The 17,750-nt window shown below is 72.2% G+C and carries 16 protein-coding genes and 2 tRNA genes; 12 read left to right on the top strand and 6 right to left on the bottom strand.

The genetic code is table 11. The features are described from left to right. Positions 1–776, top strand: a 776-nt coding sequence (locus JKV81_RS20315) for a LysR family transcriptional regulator (RefSeq protein WP_202077064.1), incomplete at its 5' end; no start/stop codon positions are given. Between the two features lie 76 nt (positions 777–852). Here the strand turns inward: JKV81_RS20315 and JKV81_RS20320 are convergent. Beyond that, complete coding sequence (locus tag JKV81_RS20320) at positions 853–1,737, bottom strand: bifunctional DNA primase/polymerase (protein ID WP_129264652.1); 885 nt, start codon at positions 1,735–1,737, stop codon at positions 853–855. A 248-nt stretch (positions 1,738–1,985) separates the two neighbouring features. On the opposite strand from JKV81_RS20320, the gene JKV81_RS20325 reads away from it, so the two are divergent. The 3 genes from JKV81_RS20325 (at position 1,986) to JKV81_RS20335 (ending at position 4,958) form a co-directional block, all read left to right on the top strand. Beyond that, complete coding sequence (locus JKV81_RS20325) at positions 1,986–2,303, top strand: hypothetical protein (protein WP_099173195.1); 318 nt, start codon at positions 1,986–1,988, stop codon at positions 2,301–2,303. A gap of 214 nt (positions 2,304–2,517) precedes the next feature. Continuing rightward, on the top strand, positions 2,518–3,072 hold the full coding sequence (locus JKV81_RS20330) for a SigE family RNA polymerase sigma factor (protein ID WP_129264653.1): 555 nt from the start codon (positions 2,518–2,520) through the stop codon (positions 3,070–3,072). A 236-nt stretch (positions 3,073–3,308) separates the two neighbouring features. Continuing rightward, the gene (locus JKV81_RS20335) at positions 3,309–4,958 is read left to right on the top strand and encodes a long-chain fatty acid--CoA ligase (RefSeq protein WP_129264654.1); all 1,650 of its coding nucleotides are present in this window, start codon (positions 3,309–3,311) and stop codon (positions 4,956–4,958) included. A 101-nt stretch (positions 4,959–5,059) separates the two neighbouring features. Here the strand turns inward: JKV81_RS20335 and JKV81_RS20340 are convergent, their stop codons facing one another. Together JKV81_RS20340 and JKV81_RS20345 are read right to left on the bottom strand one after the other, a co-directional pair. Next, the gene (locus JKV81_RS20340; RefSeq protein WP_202077066.1) at positions 5,060–9,094 is read right to left on the bottom strand and encodes a response regulator; all 4,035 of its coding nucleotides are present in this window, start codon (positions 9,092–9,094) and stop codon (positions 5,060–5,062) included. 389 nt (positions 9,095–9,483) lie between these two features. Beyond that, positions 9,484–9,954: an SSI family serine proteinase inhibitor gene (locus tag JKV81_RS20345; protein ID WP_202077067.1), complete on the bottom strand. Its 471-nt coding sequence runs from the start codon at positions 9,952–9,954 to the stop codon at positions 9,484–9,486. Positions 9,955–10,331: 377 nt separating this feature from the next. On the opposite strand from JKV81_RS20345, the gene JKV81_RS20350 reads away from it, so the two are divergent. From JKV81_RS20350 to JKV81_RS20360, 3 genes are all read left to right on the top strand, one after another. Then, positions 10,332–10,422, top strand: a tRNA-Ser gene (locus JKV81_RS20350). A gap of 206 nt (positions 10,423–10,628) precedes the next feature. Further along, positions 10,629–10,701: transfer RNA gene (locus JKV81_RS20355), tRNA-Arg, on the top strand. 263 nt (positions 10,702–10,964) lie between these two features. Then, on the top strand, positions 10,965–11,441 hold the full coding sequence (locus JKV81_RS20360) for a hypothetical protein (protein ID WP_129264657.1): 477 nt from the start codon (positions 10,965–10,967) through the stop codon (positions 11,439–11,441). Positions 11,442–11,521: 80 nt separating this feature from the next. Here JKV81_RS20360 and JKV81_RS20365 read toward each other — a convergent pair whose 3' ends face one another. After that, positions 11,522–12,004, bottom strand: coding sequence for a hypothetical protein (locus JKV81_RS20365; protein ID WP_202077069.1), 483 nt, complete (start codon positions 12,002–12,004; stop codon positions 11,522–11,524). A gap of 239 nt (positions 12,005–12,243) precedes the next feature. Continuing rightward, on the bottom strand, positions 12,244–12,480 hold the full coding sequence (locus tag JKV81_RS20370; protein ID WP_129264659.1) for a hypothetical protein: 237 nt from the start codon (positions 12,478–12,480) through the stop codon (positions 12,244–12,246). A gap of 193 nt (positions 12,481–12,673) precedes the next feature. On the opposite strand from JKV81_RS20370, the gene JKV81_RS20375 reads away from it, so the two are divergent. From JKV81_RS20375 to JKV81_RS20395, 5 genes are all read left to right on the top strand, one after another. Continuing rightward, positions 12,674–12,994, top strand: coding sequence for a hypothetical protein (locus JKV81_RS20375; protein WP_129264660.1), 321 nt, complete (start codon positions 12,674–12,676; stop codon positions 12,992–12,994). A gap of 285 nt (positions 12,995–13,279) precedes the next feature. Beyond that, a complete protein-coding gene (locus JKV81_RS20380; RefSeq protein ID WP_202077071.1) occupies positions 13,280–14,455 on the top strand; it encodes a cell wall protein in 1,176 nt (391 codons plus the stop codon). Positions 14,456–14,512: 57 nt separating this feature from the next. After that, complete coding sequence (locus JKV81_RS20385) at positions 14,513–15,727, top strand: helix-turn-helix domain-containing protein (protein ID WP_202077073.1); 1,215 nt, start codon at positions 14,513–14,515, stop codon at positions 15,725–15,727. 125 nt (positions 15,728–15,852) lie between these two features. Further along, positions 15,853–16,269: an ATP-binding protein gene (locus JKV81_RS20390; protein ID WP_202077074.1), complete on the top strand. Its 417-nt coding sequence runs from the start codon at positions 15,853–15,855 to the stop codon at positions 16,267–16,269. Continuing rightward, positions 16,266–16,421, top strand: coding sequence for a hypothetical protein (locus tag JKV81_RS20395; RefSeq protein WP_202077076.1), 156 nt, complete (start codon positions 16,266–16,268; stop codon positions 16,419–16,421). Before JKV81_RS20390 ends, JKV81_RS20395 begins: the two co-directional genes overlap by 4 nt. A gap of 112 nt (positions 16,422–16,533) precedes the next feature. Here the strand turns inward: JKV81_RS20395 and JKV81_RS20400 are convergent, their stop codons facing one another. After that, positions 16,534–17,730 carry an NAD(P)/FAD-dependent oxidoreductase gene (locus JKV81_RS20400; protein WP_202077078.1) on the bottom strand — a complete coding sequence of 399 codons (1,197 nt, stop codon included), beginning with the start codon at positions 17,728–17,730 and terminating at the stop codon, positions 16,534–16,536. Positions 17,731–17,750 lie beyond the last annotated feature (20 nt).

Genomic DNA, 17,750 nt, shown 5'->3' on the forward strand with positions numbered 1-17,750 from the left:
AGGAGCGGCGGATCGGCGCGCGCCTGTTCGCCCGTACCAGTCGCAAGGTCGAGCTCACCCCCATCGGGACGCAGTTGCGCGACGACCTCAGCGTGGGCTACCGGCGGATCATCGACGGCACCCGTGCGGCCACGACTGCCGCCCAGGGCGGCACGAGCACGCTGACCCTGGGGCTGTACGGCCCCCAGGCGCACGACTGCGCGCACATCATCAACCTCTTCCGCGCCCGGCACCCCGAGGTCGACCTCCAGATCCGGGAGGTCCACTTCACCGACCCCTTCGGACCCCTCCGCAACGGCTCGGTGGAGGTGGCGACCTCCTGGCTGCCAGTCCGTGAGCCGGACCTCACGGTCGGCCCGCTGGTGGTCACCGACCCGCTGCTCCTCATGGTGGCCGCCGACCATCCCCTCGCCTCCCGCGAGACGGTCGGCATGGAGGACCTGGCTGACTGGACCCTGCCGCACTCCGCGCTGCCCGTCCCCGAGTACTGGCTGCAGACACTGGTCCCCACCCACACCCCCAGCGGCCGGCCGATCCGGCGCGGCCCTAAGGTCTCCACCTTCCAGGAGGTCGCCGCCGTGGTCGCGGCGGGCGAGGCGATCTCTCTGGTGCACGGCGACGCCGCCCGCTACTACCCCTGGCCGGGCCTTCGGTATCTCCATCCGTACGACGCCCCGACGGGACGCTGGGCCCTCATATGGCCCACGGCCGCCGAGACGGCTCTCGTCCGCGCGCTCGCCCGGGTCGCGGAGGAGGCGGGGCCGCGCAGGGGGTGACGGGGCGCGGGGCGCCTGTCCGGGGCGTGAGGGACCGGTCCGGGACTCGGTCCGGGGTACGGAGCCTGAGGCCCGGTCAGAGGCTCCGCCGCGGATCGGTGAGGCGGGCGGCCGAGGCGATCGCGGCGCGGGCCTCCTGTTCGGTGAGGCCCGTGCCGACCGCGGCGTCGGTGAGGGCGTCCGCGAGGGCGTCGCCGAAGCCGTGTTCGTACGCGCGGCAGGCCGCCCAGAACAGACGGGTGTTGCGCTGGCCCTCGTGTGCGGCCCGTACGAACTGGACCAGGCCCTGCCCCTGCCGGTCGGGTGTCGCGTGGCCGGCGGTGGCGTGGTGCGGGCGCGGCGGGGGCGTGAGCAGGCGCAGGAGGGCGCGGGGGCAGGGCGCGGGGGCGAAGTGAGCCGTGCCGGGCGCGAGCCGGTAGCGGCCGTGGGTCGTGACCGAGCCGGGGCCGACCAGATAGCCGCCCGCCCCCCGTACGTCGATGCCGGGTGCGAGGCGGCTCGCGGAGTTGGGCACGGAGACGCCGGACGGTCCTGTCAGCCAGAGGTGCCGGCCGCCGCTGGGTGTGAGCACGGTGACGGTGGCCGGGATGGTGAACAGGTGCTGGAGCGCCAGGTGCTGGAGGGCGGCGACGGAGTCGTTGCCGTGGGCGGTGTCGATGTCGAGGTCGATGCCGATGAGACGGTGCGGCTCCCGCCCGCAGGCGATGCCGTACCCGGTGGCCCTGGGCGCGGCGGCGAAGAGCGCGCGGACGGCCGCCGGGTCGGTGGTGGCGTCGTGGACCCCGTGGCCGGGCAGCCCGCAGGCGCCCCGGCAGTGCACGGGAGGGTCCTCGTCGTGGTGGGGGGAGCGCAGTGCGGGGAGCTTGGTGGCGGACAGCGGGAAGACGGGGAGCCCACGTTCGGCGGCGGAGAGTGCGTGGGCGAGGGCCAGGGTGGCGGTCTGCCGGTGGGTGGTGGCCATGGAGCCATTTTCGTACAAGCGTTCGAAGAATGGAAGAGGGGCCCGTCAGGCGGGTTCGACGGGACGGCCCGGGAGGTTTATCGGGTGTTCCTCATACGTGCGGGGGAATCGCGCGTTCTGGGTGGTTCGCCGGGGATGCGGTGGGCAGTTCTGCTCCCGCGACGTCGTGATCAGCACCGGGGCGGTCGGCCAACCGCTCCGGAACCCAGCCGTATCGAGCAGCGTTCTCGCTTCCTGGAGGAATTGACATGGCACGTATCCGTACCGCTCGCGCCCTCGCCGCCGTCGCCGCTCTGCCTCTCGCCGCCGCGTTGTTCGGAGGGGTGGCGGTCGCCGACAACGGCGCGTTCGCGAACGACGGATCGAACGCGGCGGTGGCGACCATCGGGAACGGAGGCGTCGGCGGGAACAACTCCGGCAACTCGTCCACGTCCCAGCAGCAGGCCGTCGGCCTCGGTGCCTCCAACCACAGCAACACGGTGCAGGTCAGCCACTCGCCGTTCGCCTACATCGACCAGTCCACGTACAACGTCTACGTGACCTTCACGCCGCTCTGGGTGAACTGACCGGGGGCCCGTGCGGTGGCGTCGCGCCGCTGCCGCACGGGCCGCCCCTCGTGAGGGAGGAGGGGCGGACCCTGGGGTGAGGACCCTGACGTGGGCGGCCCCACCCTCCACCTTCAGGAGGTGGGGCCCGCCCGGCCCCTACAACCTGAGGCGGACGTGGCTTCGGGACCTGGGGCCGATCCCCTCGTCCGCCCCCGCTCCTAGCGTGGAGTTCATGACCACGCCAGTCTGCACCGGCGCCTCCAGGGCGGCCGCTGCCTCCGCCGGACACCGCCGCTACCCGTCGTTCTCGTCGTACGTGCGGGCCCGGGGCCCCGTACTGCTGCGCACCGCGCGTTCCCTCACCGCGAACCCGAGCGACGCCGAGGACCTGCTGCAGACCGCGCTCACCAAGACGTACGTCGCCTGGGAGCGGATCGAGGACCACCGGGCGCTCGACGGTTACGTCCGCCGCGCCCTGGTGAACACCCGTACCTCGCAGTGGCGCAAGCGCAAGGTCGACGAGTTCGCCTGCGAGGAGGTGCCCGAGAGGGAGGCCGCCCCCGCGCCGGACCCGGCCGAGCAGCAGACGCTGCACGACGCGATGTGGCGCGCCGTGCTCAAGCTCCCGGACCGCCAGCGGGCCATGGTCGTCCTGAGGTACTACGAGGACCTCAGCGAGGCCCAGACGGCCGAGGTGCTGGGCGTCTCCATCGGTACGGTCAAGAGCGCCGTGTCCCGGGCGCTCGGGAAGCTCCGCGAGGACCCCGGGCTGACCCCGGTCCGTTGACCGGCGCTGACCCGACGCTGACCGACGCCCCTTCGCGCCGCCGGCCTCGAATCCCCCGGCGCCGCCCGCCCCGACGCCTTCCGTGCAGGTGATCCGCGTCCTTCCCGCCGCCCTCCTCCGGCCCGTTTCTTCCGGCCGACACCGATTCGTACTCCCGGGAGTAGTGACATACCGCGTGGTATGTGCGCAGAATCAGCGGAAACCTACCGCCGCGTAGCGCCCACCGGGAGGACGCCGTGCTCAGCACCATGCAGGACGTACCGCTGACTGTCACCCGCATCCTGAGCCATGGGATGACCATCCACGGGAAGTCGCAGGTCACGACCTGGACCGGAGAGCCGGAGCCGCACCGGCGAAGCTTCGCCGAGATCGGGCGGCGAGCCACCCAGCTCGCCCACGCCCTGCACGACGAACTCGGCATCGACGGCGACCAGCGGGTCGCCACCCTCATGTGGAACAACGCGGAGCACGTGGAGGCGTACCTCGCCATCCCGTCGATGGGCGCGGTGCTCCACACCCTGAACCTCCGGCTGCCCGCCGAGCAGCTGGTCTGGATCGTCGAGCACGCCGACGACAAGGTCGTCATCGTCAACGGTTCGCTGCTGCCGCTCCTCGCGCCACTGCTCCCCCAGCTGACCTCCCTCGACCATGTCGTCGTCTCGGGCCCCGGTGACCGCTCCGTGCTGGACGGCGCGTCGGTGCGGGTGCACGAGTACGAGGAGCTGATCGCCGGCCGGCCCACCACGTACGACTGGCCCGAGCTGGACGAACGCCAGGCCGCCGCCATGTGCTACACCTCCGGCACCACCGGGGACCCCAAGGGCGTCGTCTACTCCCACCGCTCGATCTACCTGCACTCCATGCAGGTCAACATGTGCGAGTCGATGGGCCTGACGGACAAGGACACCACCCTGGTCGTGGTCCCGCAGTTCCACGTCAACGCCTGGGGACTGCCGCACGCGACGTTCATGTCCGGCGTCAACATGCTGATGCCGGACCGTTTCCTCCAGCCCGCGCCGCTCGCCGACATGATCGAGCGCGAGCGCCCGACGCACGCCGCCGCCGTCCCCACCATCTGGCAGGGACTGCTCGCCGAGGTCACCGCCAACCCCCGCGACCTCACCTCCATGGCCAACGTCACGATCGGCGGCGCCGCCTGTCCGCCCTCCCTGATGGAGGCGTACGACAAGCTCGGTGTCCGCCTCTGCCACGCCTGGGGCATGACGGAGACCTCGCCGCTCGGCACCATGGCCAACCCGCCCGCCGGGCTGACCGAGGAGCAGGAGTGGCCCTACCGCATCACCCAGGGCCGCTTCCCGGCCGGTGTCGAGGCGCGGCTCGTCGGACCCGGCGGCGAACACCTCCCGTGGGACAACGAGTCGGCCGGTGAGCTGGAGGTGCGGGGAGCCTGGATCGCCGGCGCGTACTACGGCGGTGCCGACGGCGAGGCGCTGCGGCCCGAGGACAAGTTCAGCGAGGACGGCTGGCTGAAGACCGGCGACGTCGGTGTCATCAGCGAGGACGGGTTCCTCACGCTGACGGACCGCGCCAAGGACGTCATCAAGTCCGGCGGCGAGTGGATCTCCAGCGTCGAGCTGGAGAACGCCCTGATGGCGCACCCGGACGTTGCCGAGGCCGCCGTCGTGGCCGTCCCGGACGAGAAGTGGGGCGAGCGCCCGCTCGCGACGGTCGTCCTCAAGGAGGGCGCCACCGCCGACTACGAGGCGCTGAAGGTGTTCCTCGCCGAGTCGGGCATCGCCAAGTGGCAGCTGCCGGAGCGCTGGTCGGTCATCGCGTCCGTACCGAAGACGAGCGTCGGGAAGTTCGACAAGAAGGTGATCCGCAAGCAGTACGCGCAGGGCGAGCTGGACATCACGCAGCTCTGAGCCGGCCGGCCCGCGTACGTCACCGGGTCACGGCACAGGACGAGGGCGGTACGGGAAGATCCGTACCGCCCTCGTCGTGCGCGCCCGATGGTGCCGGGGCGTCAGTTCGTCCCTATCTTCGCGAGCAGGTCCACGATCCTGGACTGCACCTCGTCGCTGGTCGAGCGCTCGGCGAGGAAGAGCACCGTCTCCCCGGAGGCGAGCCTCGGCAGGTCCGCCTCCTCCATGCCGGCGGAGGTGTAGACGACCAGCGGCGTGTGGTTCAGCGAGCCGTTGGCGCGGAGCCAGTCGATGATCCCGGCGCGCCGGCGGCGTACCTGCATCAGGTCCATCACCACCAGGTTCGGGCGCATCCGGGTCGCGATGTCGACCGCCTCGCTGTCGCCCGACGCCCGGGCGACCTGCATGCCGCGCCGCTCCAGCGTCTCGGTCAGCGCCAGGGCGATCTCCTCGTGCTCCTCGATCACCAGGACCCTCGGGGGGTGCTGGTCGCTGTCGCGCGGGGCGAGCGCCTTGAGGAGCACGGCCGGGTCGGCGCCGTACGCCGCTTCCCTGGTCGCCTGCCCCAGGCCGGCCGTCACCAGCACCGGGACCTCCGCCGCCACGGCCGCCTGTCGCAGCGACTGGAGCGCCGTACGGGTGATCGGGCCGGTCAGCGGGTCGACGAACAGCGCGGCGGGGAACGCCGCGATCTGGGCGTCCACCTCCTCGCGGGAGTGCACGATCACCGGGCGGTAGCCGCGGTCGCTGAGGGCCTGCTGGGTGGAGACGTCCGGGGCGGGCCAGACGAGCAGCCGCCGCGGGTTGTCCAGCGGCTCCGGGGGCAGCTCGTCATCGACGGGCTGCGGCTGCGGGCGGTTGGCCACCTCGACGGCGCCACCGGGGCCGTCCAGCGGCTCCGGGCCCTCGGCACCCGCGTCGGGGGCGCCTATCGCGTACGAGCGTCCCTCGGAAGCGGGCGGGGAGATCAGCTGCCCGGAACCCTGCACCGTGCTCCCCTGGGCGGCACCGGGCTGCGGCGGTACGGGGGCCGGGGCGGGCTGCGGCGGCACCGGAGCCATGGCCGCCGGGGCCGGGCGCTCGGCCTCGGGCGGGGCAGCGAGCTTACGGCGCCGCCCGGCACCGCTGAGCGTCTGGTTCTGCTGATGCGCGAGGTGCTGCGCGAAGGGCACGCCCTGGCCCAGCGTCCGCACGCTGAACGCACGCCCCTGGGTCGAGTCCGAGGACGGCATGGGCGCCTCGGCGGGCAGCGGCTGGCGTCGCGCGTCCGGCACGGGGGCCGGCGCGTCGCCGTCGGCCGGATGCGGCTCCGGGGCGGGAGCGGGCTCGGGCGCGGGCGCCCCGGCCTGGGCCGCGACGGTGCCCGTGGTGTGCGCGGTGCTGCCGGGGGCTGCCCAGGCCTCGTCGCCGGCCTCCTCGGGGGTCTGCGCGACCGGACCCTGCACCGGGGCGACGCCCTGCGCCCAGTCGGGCTGCGGCGGGACGGCGGGCAGCGGCTGCCCGGGAACGGGGTGCCCGGGGCCGGCCTGCGGCTCCGGCGCCTCCGCGGGCCGTGCCCTGCGGCGGCCGGACGGCACGGGGTGCGGCTGCGGAGGGGTGTGGTCCGCGTCCGGAGCGGTCCGTACGGCGTCGTGGCGCTCGGGGAGCGGCCCTTCCGCGGCCGGGAGCGGCTGACCAGCGGCGGGCGCCTGCCGGTTCGCGGCCGGAACCGGCTGCGGGGCGGGCGAGGCCGGGGCGGCGGTCGGCGGGGCCACCACGGGCGAGCCCGGGGCGACCGGCGGGATCCGGTCCGCCGCGGCGGGCGGCAGCGCGAAAGCGGTACGCGGCCCCGACGGCTCGGCCGCGGCGGCGCGTTCCTGCGCGGCGGCGAGAGCGCGGCGGGCCCGCCGTCCTCCGGGCTGCTGCGCCGACTGCTCCTGGCGCGGCTGCTCCTGCTGCCCGGCGGCCTCGGACGAGGCGAGGGCGGGCAGCGCCGGCCTGCCGCCGCCGTGGCGCGCGGAGGCGTTCTGCGGCACGCCCTGGGGAGGCACGGTCTGCCCGCGCTGCGGACGGCCGCCACCTCCCTGCGCGCCCTCGGCCGCCGTGACCACGGACCCCTCGGAAGGCGCGGAGGCCGCGGCGGGGAGCGCCAGCGCCTGCCGGGCCTGCTCGGGTGCCGCGTCCGTACCGGTCTCCGCGGGGCTGGGCCGGCCGCGCCTGCGACCGGAGCCCTCGCTCGGCCGATGCGGGGTCAGTTCCTGTCCCTGGGGCTGCTCCTGCGGGGCCGGGGACCCACGGCGCGCCCTGCGCCGCCCGGTCGGCTCCGCCGCGGCGGTGTCACCGGACTCCGGGCCGTCCGCCGCCGCGTCTACGGGGCTGTCCAGGAACGCGTCCGTCGACGCCCTGCGCGCCCGACGCCGGCCGCCCTGTGCGGGCTGCTGCGGGGCGGGCTCCGCTACGGCGGCCTCCTCGGGCACCGCGAGCGGTGCGGGCGGCGTGACGGTTCCCGCGCCCGTACCGAGCGGGACTTCGAGGACGTACGCGCTGCCGCTCATCCCGGCCATCTCGTGCGTCTGGAGGACACCGCCGTGCGCCCGTACGATCCCGCGCACGATCGGCACGTGCACCGGGTCGCCCCCGGCGAACGGCCCGCGCACCTCGATCCGTACGACGTCACCGCGCTGCGCAGCGGCCACCACGACCGTGGAGTCGACGTAGCCGCCGCCCGGCACCGGCCGGGCCTTGCCGGTCGAGTCGACACCGGCCACGTCGGCGACGAGATGGGCGAGCGCCGTGATCAGCCGGCCCGCGTCGACCTCGGCCTCGATCGGCGGGGCGTGCACCGCGAACTGCGCCCGCCCGGGGCCGATCAGCTCGACGGCACCGTCGATGCCCGCGGTCACCACCGCGTCGAGCAGCACCGTCTGCTTGACGAGCTCCTCGGCGCCGGTGTCCAGGCGCTGGTAGCTCAGCACGTTGTCGACGAGCGTCGTCATGCGCGCGTAACCCGCGGCGAGATGGTGCAGGATCTGGTTGGCCTCGGGCCAGAGCTGGCCGGCCGGGTCGGCGGCGAGGGCCGACAACTCGCCGCGCAGCTCCTCCAGCGGCCCGCGCAGGGACTCGCCCAGCACGGCGGTCAGCTGGGTGTGCTGGGCTTCGAGTGAAGTGAGGCGCTCCGACTGCTCCTCCAGCTCGGAGGCGTACCGCTCGGTCCGGTCGGCGGACTCGGCCGCGTGCCGCTCGGTGAGCGCGGCGACCTCGGCGCGGTGGCTCTCGGTGAGCTCGGCGATCTCGGCGGCGTGCCGCTCGGTCAGCCCGGCGACCTCGTCGGTGTGCTGCTGTGTCAGTTCCTCGTACGGCCTGCGGTCGGTGAACGTCATGACGGCGCCGACCAACTGGTCGCCGTCCCGCACCGGCGCGGTCGTCAGGTCCACCGGGACCTGCGCGCCGCTCTTGGACCAGAGCACCTGCCCGCGCACCCGGTGCTTGCGACCGGAGCGCAGGGTGTCGGCGAGCGGCGACTCCTCGTACGGGAACGGCTCGCCCTCCGCGCGCGAGTGCAGGATCAGCGGGTGGAGCTCCTTGCCGCCGAGGTCGCTGGCGCGGAAGCCGAGGATGTGGGCGGCGGCGGGGTTGACCAGGACGACCCGGCCGTCCGTGTCCGTGCCGACGACACCTTCGGAGGCGGCCCGCAGGATCATCTCGGTCTGGCGCTGCGAACGGGCCAGCTCGGCCTCGGTGTCGACGGTGCCGGAGAGGTCCCGTACGACGAGCATGAGCAGTTCGTCGCCGGTGTAGCTGGAGTGGATGTCGTTGTAACCGGCCTGGCCGCTGTCCAGGGAGGCACTGGTGACCTCGACGGGATACTCCGTGCCGTCGGTCCGGCGCGCGGTCATCCGCGTCGGCTTGGTCCTGCCCTGCTCGTCCGCAGCGTCCGGCCTGCGCATCGACCCCGGGATCAGCCTGGAGTCGAACTCCGGAAGCAGATCGAGCAGTCCGCGCCCCACGAGCGCGGTGCCCGGGGTCTCGAACATTTCGAGGGCGATGGTGTTGGCGTTGACGACCGTGCCGTTGCAGTTGACGAGCAGGAGCCCGTCCGGGAGGGCGTCGAGTATGGCTGCGAGGCGAGCAGCGCCTCGGGATGGCCTGCTGCTCACGAGACGCTTCCTCCCTGAATACCGCACCTTGCCGACAGCGGGCCCCATCCTGCCCCTCGGGCCTCAGGCTGTCACTGGAGGAGTCTAAAGGCAGGGAGCGCATGGCGGGCGGCGGATGAGGGGGAGCTCTCACCAAGGTTCTGTGCACACGGTGTACGCCGGTGGCCTGTGCCACGACGGCGAGCGCCCCCTCTGACGTGCGCGGATGCGCCCCGGTGGTCCGCCGGGGACCACCCCGGACGGCACCGGAACCGGGCCGGCAAGGCGTCCGGGGCGCCCCTTTCGCGCCCCGGTGCGCGCCGTCGGACCCTGCCGAAGTCCCCGGCGCACGCCCCGCCGAACCGGCTACACCGCTGAGCCGAACCGGCTACCCGGTGGCGCGGGAGCGGCTACCGCGCGGAGGGCAGTACGGGCACGAGGCTGTTCCAGCGCGAGATCTCGCAGCCGTTGGCCCGGCTGAAGCGCGCGTCGACGTCCTCGCCCTGCCAGGTGCCCTGGACCCGGGCGGCGGCCGGGCCGCCGGCCTGCTGGGTGCACATGGCGTTGCGGTCCGTGGCCACGAACGGGTTGTCCCCCGCCTCGGCGGCCTCGTCCAGCAGGTCGCAGGCGCGCTGCGCGGCGGGGTGGCTGCCGCCGGCCGGGTCGCACTCCAGCTCGAAGACGCCGTCGGCCGCCGGGTTGCCGGACTCCGAGACCGTCACGGTGAGCCGGGTCGTGGTGTCCCGCGCCGTCGGCCAGTCCCCGTGGAGCACGGGGAGCGGGGGCAGCGGTACGAGAGGGGACGCGGCCGTGGCGGCGGGCGCGGCGGCGGACAGCACGGCCAGGGAGGCGACGGCGGTGAGGGTGAGACGGCGCAGCATGCGGGGCTCCTGTTGTTCTGGCGCGCCCAGGAGCGCGCCGGGCCTGCTCCGGTACGCGCCGGGTGGAGGCGCGGGCCGGGCACACGGGGGTGACGGACGAGGGCGGAGCCCTCGTCCTCTCTAACGCTCCTTACGCCCGCACGTTGCGCAACTCGGGTTGGGCCGACCGGAAGAGTCCCCACGAACATCTGATCGATGGTCCGGCGGGCCGGGCGGGAACACCGGACCGGTGACCCCGGCCGGAGCCCGGACGGACACCCCCGCAGGGCGCTTTGCCTCGCCGCCCACCTGCCTAGTACCGTGGGCGGCGATTGGTGACACCGCGCTCGTCTGTGTCATCATCTGCACGCACCACCCGCGCTTGCGCGGGGTGTGCTGGAGGCGTCGCCTAGTCCGGTCTATGGCGCCGCACTGCTAATGCGGTTTGGGTCTTAAAGCCCATCGAGGGTTCAAATCCCTCCGCCTCCGCAGCAACCCGAAGCCCCGTGCCCCAGGCACGGGGCTTCGGTCGTACCCGGGCCGCGGAAGGTCGTCTCAGAACGCTGTTTCCGCAGGTCAGCAGCTGTCTGGGTAATGGATTTCGCGTCACGGCGCAGGTCATGTAATGTTGTTCTCGCAACGCCGACAGGGCAGAAAAGCCCGGGAGGCGGGACCGAGGCTCAGGCCAAGGACACGCACTCGTAGCTTAACGGATAGAGCATCTGACTACGGATCAGAAGGTTGCAGGTTCGAATCCTGCCGAGTGCACAGCAGGCGAGAGGCCCCCAGGAGAAATCCTGGGGGCCTCTCGCGTTGTCGTACGGCGGCGAAACGCACCCCGTGGACCGTGTCCGCTCGTGCCGCTCGGGGGCGTGTGCCGAGGCGGCGCGTACAGGCGGGGGCATAAGTGGCGCACGGCTGGGGGGCAGGGCTCGGCAGGAGGAGTGCATGGTGGGGTTGGCCGGGCCGGCCTCACGTGCGGGGCCACGAGGGCAAGCACCTCATCACGAGCTCGCTGAAGGGGGACACTCATGTCGACGGATGTCGCGCTGCACTTTGACCGTGTCCGCACGAAGGGGTCTCACAATGACCTCCGCCTGTGCATCGGTACTTACCAACACGGCTGCGACTCCTACTACTTTGCGTTGGACGACTCTCCAAGCGTCCCCGGAGGCCTTGGCCACAGGCTCTCGCGCCTGCTGGAGCAGTGGAGTTCGCAGGTTGCCGACCTCAGGGGCGGAGGCGGTACTGCCTACCTGCCGTACGACTTCTCCGACCAGTGCACGGCCTGGCTCCGTGTGACGTCTGCCGATGGGGAGGCCGCCGAGGTCCAGGCTGGTTGGAGCTTGATCGAAGGCTGGGGAATCTATCCCTCCGACTACCTCCCGGCAGCACCTGCCGTGTCGGACTTCGACCCGATCACCGGGGCCCGAGTCGAGTGCTCGCTGGTCGCCCTCGCGGCACGTATCAAGGCCAACCGTGCCACGCTCGAAGCCACGGGGGCATAGCGAGCCAGGAGTCTCCCCACTTCGTCAAAGCGCCCGGCTGCTGCGCTCCGGCCCGCCGGGCGTGTGCAAAGCCCGTCGGGCTAAGACCACCGCTTGATGATCTTTGCTGGGCTTTCCGGGGCCGCCCACACCTGGATCCGGATCTGCTCAGTGGTCTCGGGGCTCTCGTGAGAGTCGACGTCAGCCTTAGCCGCCCGAGCCAAGTTGCTCCGGGACACGCGGATGCGGTTCCAGCCAGGTGGGACCTCGAAGGTAGCCGCTTCGGGGGCGTAGTCCGTGCAGCCCAGAACCGTCAGATGGCCCAACGACACATCGAGGCTGGCCTCAACGACGTGATCGAATTCCGAGCTGTCATCACTCGGCTCCTGAGGGAGAACGACGACAGTGACGGATACGTCGACATTGACCACCGTGCCGACGCCAAGCGCGTCCGGTGCAACAGCGAGGTGATCGGCAACGGCCTGTTCAGTCCATGCGTCGCTCAGATCGCCGTCCGAATCCGCGTCGGATACGTGTATCTGGAAGTAGTCGGCGAAGAGGGTGAGCTCTGTCGTTGTCGTCATGGCGGCACAGTCCCATGCGGCACTGACAGCCGGGCGTCGAGGGCCTGGCGTCAGTGCCTGGCACCCACACCGTCGTTCGTCTGCCGTGCGTCAACTCCTTCGATCAGGAGCGGAGCGTGTCCGTGGCCGGGCGCAGAGTCTCCTGTGGACGGTGACGACTCCGCCCGCCCCCGACGCACCGTGGATCAGCAGGTGCTCCTCGTCTCCGGGGGTGATCGGCCTGCCGCAGCGGTCGCACATCAGCGGCATTCCTGTTCCTTCGGGCAGGACAGGCAGCTGCGGGGGAACCAGCGGACCACCGATCCATGTACCTCGATCAGTTGCGGGCCGAGGTCGCGGACCGCCCCGGTGCACAGGGTCGTACCGCAGAAGACGCAGTGCACGCCTCGCTGCTGCTGTGCGGACAGCGCCACGATCGGCGGCAGCGTGACGAGCCGCCTGTCGGGCGGGGAGTCCGGGGTGGAAGGATGGCGCATGGTCGGTCTCCTGGTGATCTCAGGGTTCTGACTGGCCCCGGCCATGTGGAGGTGCGAACTCCGGGCCGGGGCCGTTCTGTTGCTACGGGACCGTTGGTCGGCCTCGCGAGAACGAAGTTAAACCCCGGGCTTGAATCGCGTCAAGCCCGGGGTTTACAGTCGTGTTGGCCGCGCCGCTGGAGGGAGCGCGGGAATGACGAATGACCCTGAGCAGACCCAGGAGGTGAAGCGCCTCGTGGAAGCCATCGCGGCATTCAGGGACATCGAGGACGACGAGGCGTGCGCCGTGGCGGTGTCGCGGGCGTTGGAGGACTGGCCCAGCTACCAGACGAAACTCCGACAACTGCGGCAGCAGCGCGTCAATGCCCTGAAGGAACAAGGCAGGACATGGAAGGAAATCGGGCAGCTCCTCGGAGGTATCTCCGCCGCTCGTGCCCAGCAGATCGGCAAGGGCCAGAGCGGAGCGCAGCGGCGCAGGGCCGACCGGGAAGCGCAAGGGCCTGCCGCCGGATGAGAACGGCCGGGCGGTGTGGAGACCGCCGCCCGGCCGTAGCGACCGGCGGGTCATCACTCTGCCGATCCGAGATTCACCCTGACGAGAAGGATTCGCGTCCGATCGTTTGGCCAGTACGCGCGTGGTGACCGCACCCATGCCCTGAGCCGTCCGGAACGGCCCTTTCTTCTGTGATCCCCGCGGCCTCGCCGGCCGCCCCACACCCCACGGACTGTGATGCGCCACCCCACCGGCGCGGCTTCGTGCTGCGCTTCTTCAGCATGCCCGGATTCGGCATGGATCCCCGTGCCCCGCCCCTTGCAAGAGCTCGACACGACGGCCTCCCGCCGCGCTCAGCCGGGCGCGTGGCTGCGGGCCGTGGTGTGGCTCGTCGAGGCGGGCCTGCACCGACGTGCCGGGGCGACGACGCTGGCCGTCGCGCGCGATCTGGCCGGGCGGATGGACTACGGGCTCGGCCTCGTCCTGTACGACCTGGAGGGCACCGCTGCCCGATGCGGGGTGTCGGCGGCGACGGTGAAGCGACACGTCCGGGTGTTGCGGGAGCTGGGCGCGCTGGTGTGGCAGCGGCACGGGACCAAGCGGAACCTGCACCTGCCCGGCCGCCGGTACGCGGGCATGGCGACGATCTACGCGGCGACGATCCCGGCCGCGTACGACTCGGCGATGGGCCACCGTCTGGAGGGCGCCGGGTACGGGGCGCGGGTGTGCGGGGTGACGGATGCGGGCCGGGATCGTGCGGTGGAAGCCGCGCAGGAGAGGCGTCGGGCTGTGGATAACTCGGCTTCGGGAAAGCGCAGTTCAGGCGGCTGTGCGCCCCATTCTTCCGCGCCCCACCACGACCGACGTACAGCTGATGTGAGTGGGAAGTCGAACTACACGTCGCGCAGGCGCGCGACAGCCGATCGCGGGCGGCGGCGGTCTCCGCTCCAGGTCGCCTGTGACATCGCCGTCGCCCGGCAGGTGCGACCACTCGTGGACTGGACGCAGTGCGAGGGGTTGCGTCGCCTCGCGTATGCGCTGCGCCCGCTCATCGACCGGGGCCTTGATGTCCGCGACATCGCGGCGGAGCTCTGCGGCTCGGCCGTCGGGTGGCGGCCGGTCCGACCGGCGGCCTGGATCACTGCGGTTCTGGCGCGTGATCGGGAAGTGCCCTTGGGACATGGGGATGCGGAGCCGCCGGAGGCGTTCCGGCGGGCCGTGACCGAGGTGCGGGAGTCGTCCGCCGAGTCCGCCGGCGGCGCGGTGCCGGTGGACGGCATCGACGGGCTGACGCGTACGGAGGTCGTCCAGTTACGGTCGGCCGCTGTGACGGACCCGGGGCTGGTGCTGGCCGCTCTGGAGAACCTCGGTGAGAGGGACACCCGCCGTCTCTACACGAACCGGATCGTGGAGGAGGTGCTGGTGTACGAGTTCACCGGGGTGCGCCGTGCCCGTATCGATCGTGGACGACCAGGAGCGTGAGGGAGGCTGCCGTTGATCGGCGCCCGTTCCCGGTCCTGCCGGGCGTACCGTGGCGGCGTGGCACACGATGACCTGGGACGGACCCTGCGCCGTTTGCGTCGGCTGGGCTCCCTCACGCAAGAAGAGCTGGCTGAGCGGTCCGATGTGTCCGTCGATGTCATTCGGCAGCTCGAACAAGGGCGGAAGCATTCGGCCCGCCTCCCCACACTCCACGCGTTGGCGAACGGCCTTGGTGTGGAGCTGACCACGCTTCTGGGTGACCCGCCCGCCGTGACCTCCACCGGGGAGAGCGACGGGCCGCGCTTCGTGGCGGTGCGCCGCGCCATCATGCCGGTGCTCTGGCAGCCGGCGCCGGAGCCGCCAGGTCCCGACTTCTCGTTGGACCTTCTGCGCGAGCAGATCGCGGACGGTTGGACCCAGTACCACTCCGCCGAGTTCGACACGGTGATGAAGGCGCTGCCGGAGCTGATTGCGGATGCGCGTGGGGCTGCGGCCTCGGACAACGAGGCCGACCGGCGGGCCGGGTCTGCGGCTCTGGGCAAGGCACTTCAGCTCGCCGGGCACGTCGCCGTGCGCATGGGTAAGACCGACCTCGCTCTCATCAGTCTGGAACGCGCGACAGAGGCTGCGGGACAGTCCTCCGACCCGCTGCTCCTGCCGATGATCGTCAACTCCACGGCGTGGACCTATCAGCGGCAAGGGCGTTTGGAAGACGCGTTGAGCATCGCCCTCCGCGCCGCCGACGACATGGCGGACCAGGGGCATACCGACGTGGCCGACGGCCTGAAGGTATGGGGTGCGCTGACCATGAGCGCCGCCACGTCTGCCGCCCGGAGCGGCGACTACGAGCGGGCGGCGGCGATGATGGAGACGGCTGAGAAGGAGGCCGCCCGCGTCGCGAAGCTGCCCGACCACGGCGACAACCGCATGGTCAGTGTCTTCAGCCCGTCGTCGGTCCGCATCGAACGCGTCCGGCTTGCCGTCCAGTACGGCCACCCGCAGGATGCCTTGGCGCTGGCCAAGGGGATGCGGCTGAGCAAGGACACGCCGCCGTCCTGGCGGACGTGGCTGTTGCTGGACGTGGCCCGAGCCCACTCGGACACCGGGGACGCGGCCGGAGCGGTGAAGACCCTGGAGTCCTTGCGCCGCGTGGCACCGACGTGGATGCGGCACCACACGCTGGCCGTGGCCATCGTGCGTGACCTCTGGGCGCTCCCCAATCACCCGCCGGGACTCCGGCCGTTGGCAGAGTTCCTGGGGGTCGGCGAATAGCGGGCTGAAAGTGGGACGTTACGCCCCTGTCAGCGTGACCGGCATGTCGCTTCCATGAGAGGACAGCGCTCCGGCGGCCGTGCGACCGGCCCCGGGGCTCGGCCGAGCTGAAAGAGCGGACCGACATGCCGCAATCGGCAACACAGGTTCGCCCGACCGGGCACCCCGGCTACAGCGAGACGCTGCCGCGCGTAGCGGAGAGTGCCGCCATCGCCCGGCGCCTCACGCATGCCGCCCTTTCCTGCTGGGGGCTGGAGGAGTTGGCCGAGGACAGTGCTCTGGTCACGACCGAACTGGTCGCCAACGCCGTACGGCACGCACGGGGAAGATCCATCCGCGTGCTGGTGGAGCGAACCGGCCTGCGGACGGTACGGGTGGCTGTCGCGGACTTCTCCCAGGTACGGCCGGCAGAGCGCGCGGCAGGCGACGACGACGAGGACGGGCGAGGGCTGTTCCTGGTGGCGGCGCTGGCTGCCGACTGGGGGACGGACAAGCGACGTTGGGGCAAGATCGTCTGGGCGGCCCTGGAGGTGTGCGAATGACTCCGGGGGAGATCTCCGGCCGCAGCATGGCCCGGGCACATCTGTCGCAGTTGATCGCCATGTTCGGCACGGACGGGCATCTGCAGATCAGGACGACCCCTGAGCCCGACACATCCGGCGACGGCGAGGCGGAGGACGACGAGCGGGCCTGACTGTCCCGGCCGCCCTGCCTGTACGCCCGGTGTGGCCCCCTCACCGCATGCCTCCCGACCGGGCCCGGTCGACCGCGCTCGGCGGTGCCCGGGCCCCGCAGGCGGCGGATGGTCAGGCTGACTCCGTGAGCGGTGCGATGGCCGGGGTCCGGTTCTGGATGACCGGGCGGCGCTTGGACGGGAGGCCGAACGTCGGGTTGGCCACGCCCCAGGCCGCGCCCTTGCAGACCAGTTCCTTGTAGAGCGCGGCCAGGCGGCCGGTCAGGGCTGCTCGGACGGCTCGGTCGTCGGCGGTGACGTACTGGATCAGGCCTTCCCTGCGGCCCAGGGAGATGCACTGGTTGAAGTAGCGCAGCGGCACCGTCGGGGGCTTTCCGCCGGTCAGGGTGGCCGCGATCGAGTCGGCGGCCTGCCAGGCGGTCGGGATGCCCGAGGCGCACGACATCCGCAGCGGCTTGTCGCCGGGGCCCTGCACCAGGGCCGCGTCGCCGATCGCGTACACGTCCGGGTGCGAGACCGAGCGCATGGCCCCGTCGACCACGATCTGGCCGGTGTCGGAGGCCTCCAGGGCGGTGGCCTTCGCGATCGGGTGGACCGCGAAGCCGGTGGTCCACACCGTGGCCGCGGAGGGGAGGGACGTGCCGTCCGCGGTGGTGACGCGGTCGGCCTCCACGGCGGTGACGGCGGAGTGCTCGTGCACGGTGATGCCGAGATGCGCGAGGACCTTCCGCAGGTGCTGCCGGCCCTTGGGTGAGAACGTGTCGCCGAGCCCGCCGCGGATCGCGAGTGCGACGTCGAGGTCCGGGCGGGTCTCGGCGATCTCGGTCGCCGCCTCCAGGCCGGTCAGGCCGCCGCCGATGACGACCACCGGCGCTCCGGCGTCCAGGCCGGCCAGGCGCTCGCGCAGCCGGAGCGCCCCGGGGCGGCCGGCGATCTCGTACGCGTGCTCGTCGGTTCCGGGGACGCCCTGGCTGTTCCAGCCGCTGCCGAGGGCGTACACCAGGCTGTCGTACTCCAGCTCCCCGGCGCCGTCCGCGTCGGTGACGGCGACGGTCCTGCGGCCGACGTCGACACCGGTGACCTGCGCGAACCTCAGCTCGACGCCGGTGCCCGCGAACATCTCGCTGAAGGGCCGGGGCCTGAGGTCCTGGCCGGTCGCCAGCTGGTGCATCCGGACGCGCTCGACGAAGTCGGGCTCGGCGGTGACGAGGGTGATGGCGACGTCCTCGCGGCGCAGGCGCCTGGCGAGGCGGCCGGCGGCGGAGGCTCCGGTGTAGCCGGCTCCAAGGACGATGATGCGGTGCTTCATTTCCCTGCTCCTGTCTCGCG

The organism is Streptomyces silvae (assembly GCF_016745505.1).
In the GTDB taxonomy this organism is placed as follows: domain Bacteria; phylum Actinomycetota; class Actinomycetes; order Streptomycetales; family Streptomycetaceae; genus Streptomyces; species Streptomyces silvae.

Bases quoted from the DNA above. Each gene is read 5' to 3' on its own strand.
- JKV81_RS20320 (WP_129264652.1), bottom strand. From the start codon at position 1,737: ATGGCCACCACCCACCGGCAGACCGCCACCCTGGCCCTCGCCCACGCA.
- JKV81_RS20325 (WP_099173195.1), top strand. From the start codon at position 1,986: ATGGCACGTATCCGTACCGCTCGCGCCCTCGCCGCCGTCGCCGCTCTG.
- JKV81_RS20330 (WP_129264653.1), top strand. From the start codon at position 2,518: ATGACCACGCCAGTCTGCACCGGCGCCTCCAGGGCGGCCGCTGCCTCC.
- JKV81_RS20345 (WP_202077067.1), bottom strand. From the start codon at position 9,954: ATGCTGCGCCGTCTCACCCTCACCGCCGTCGCCTCCCTGGCCGTGCTG.
- JKV81_RS20360 (WP_129264657.1), top strand. From the start codon at position 10,965: ATGTCGACGGATGTCGCGCTGCACTTTGACCGTGTCCGCACGAAGGGG.
- JKV81_RS20365 (WP_202077069.1), bottom strand. From the start codon at position 12,004: ATGACGACAACGACAGAGCTCACCCTCTTCGCCGACTACTTCCAGATA.
- JKV81_RS20370 (WP_129264659.1), bottom strand. From the start codon at position 12,480: ATGCGCCATCCTTCCACCCCGGACTCCCCGCCCGACAGGCGGCTCGTC.
- JKV81_RS20375 (WP_129264660.1), top strand. From the start codon at position 12,674: ATGACGAATGACCCTGAGCAGACCCAGGAGGTGAAGCGCCTCGTGGAA.
- JKV81_RS20390 (WP_202077074.1), top strand. From the start codon at position 15,853: ATGCCGCAATCGGCAACACAGGTTCGCCCGACCGGGCACCCCGGCTAC.
- JKV81_RS20395 (WP_202077076.1), top strand. From the start codon at position 16,266: ATGACTCCGGGGGAGATCTCCGGCCGCAGCATGGCCCGGGCACATCTG.
- JKV81_RS20400 (WP_202077078.1), bottom strand. From the start codon at position 17,730: ATGAAGCACCGCATCATCGTCCTTGGAGCCGGCTACACCGGAGCCTCC.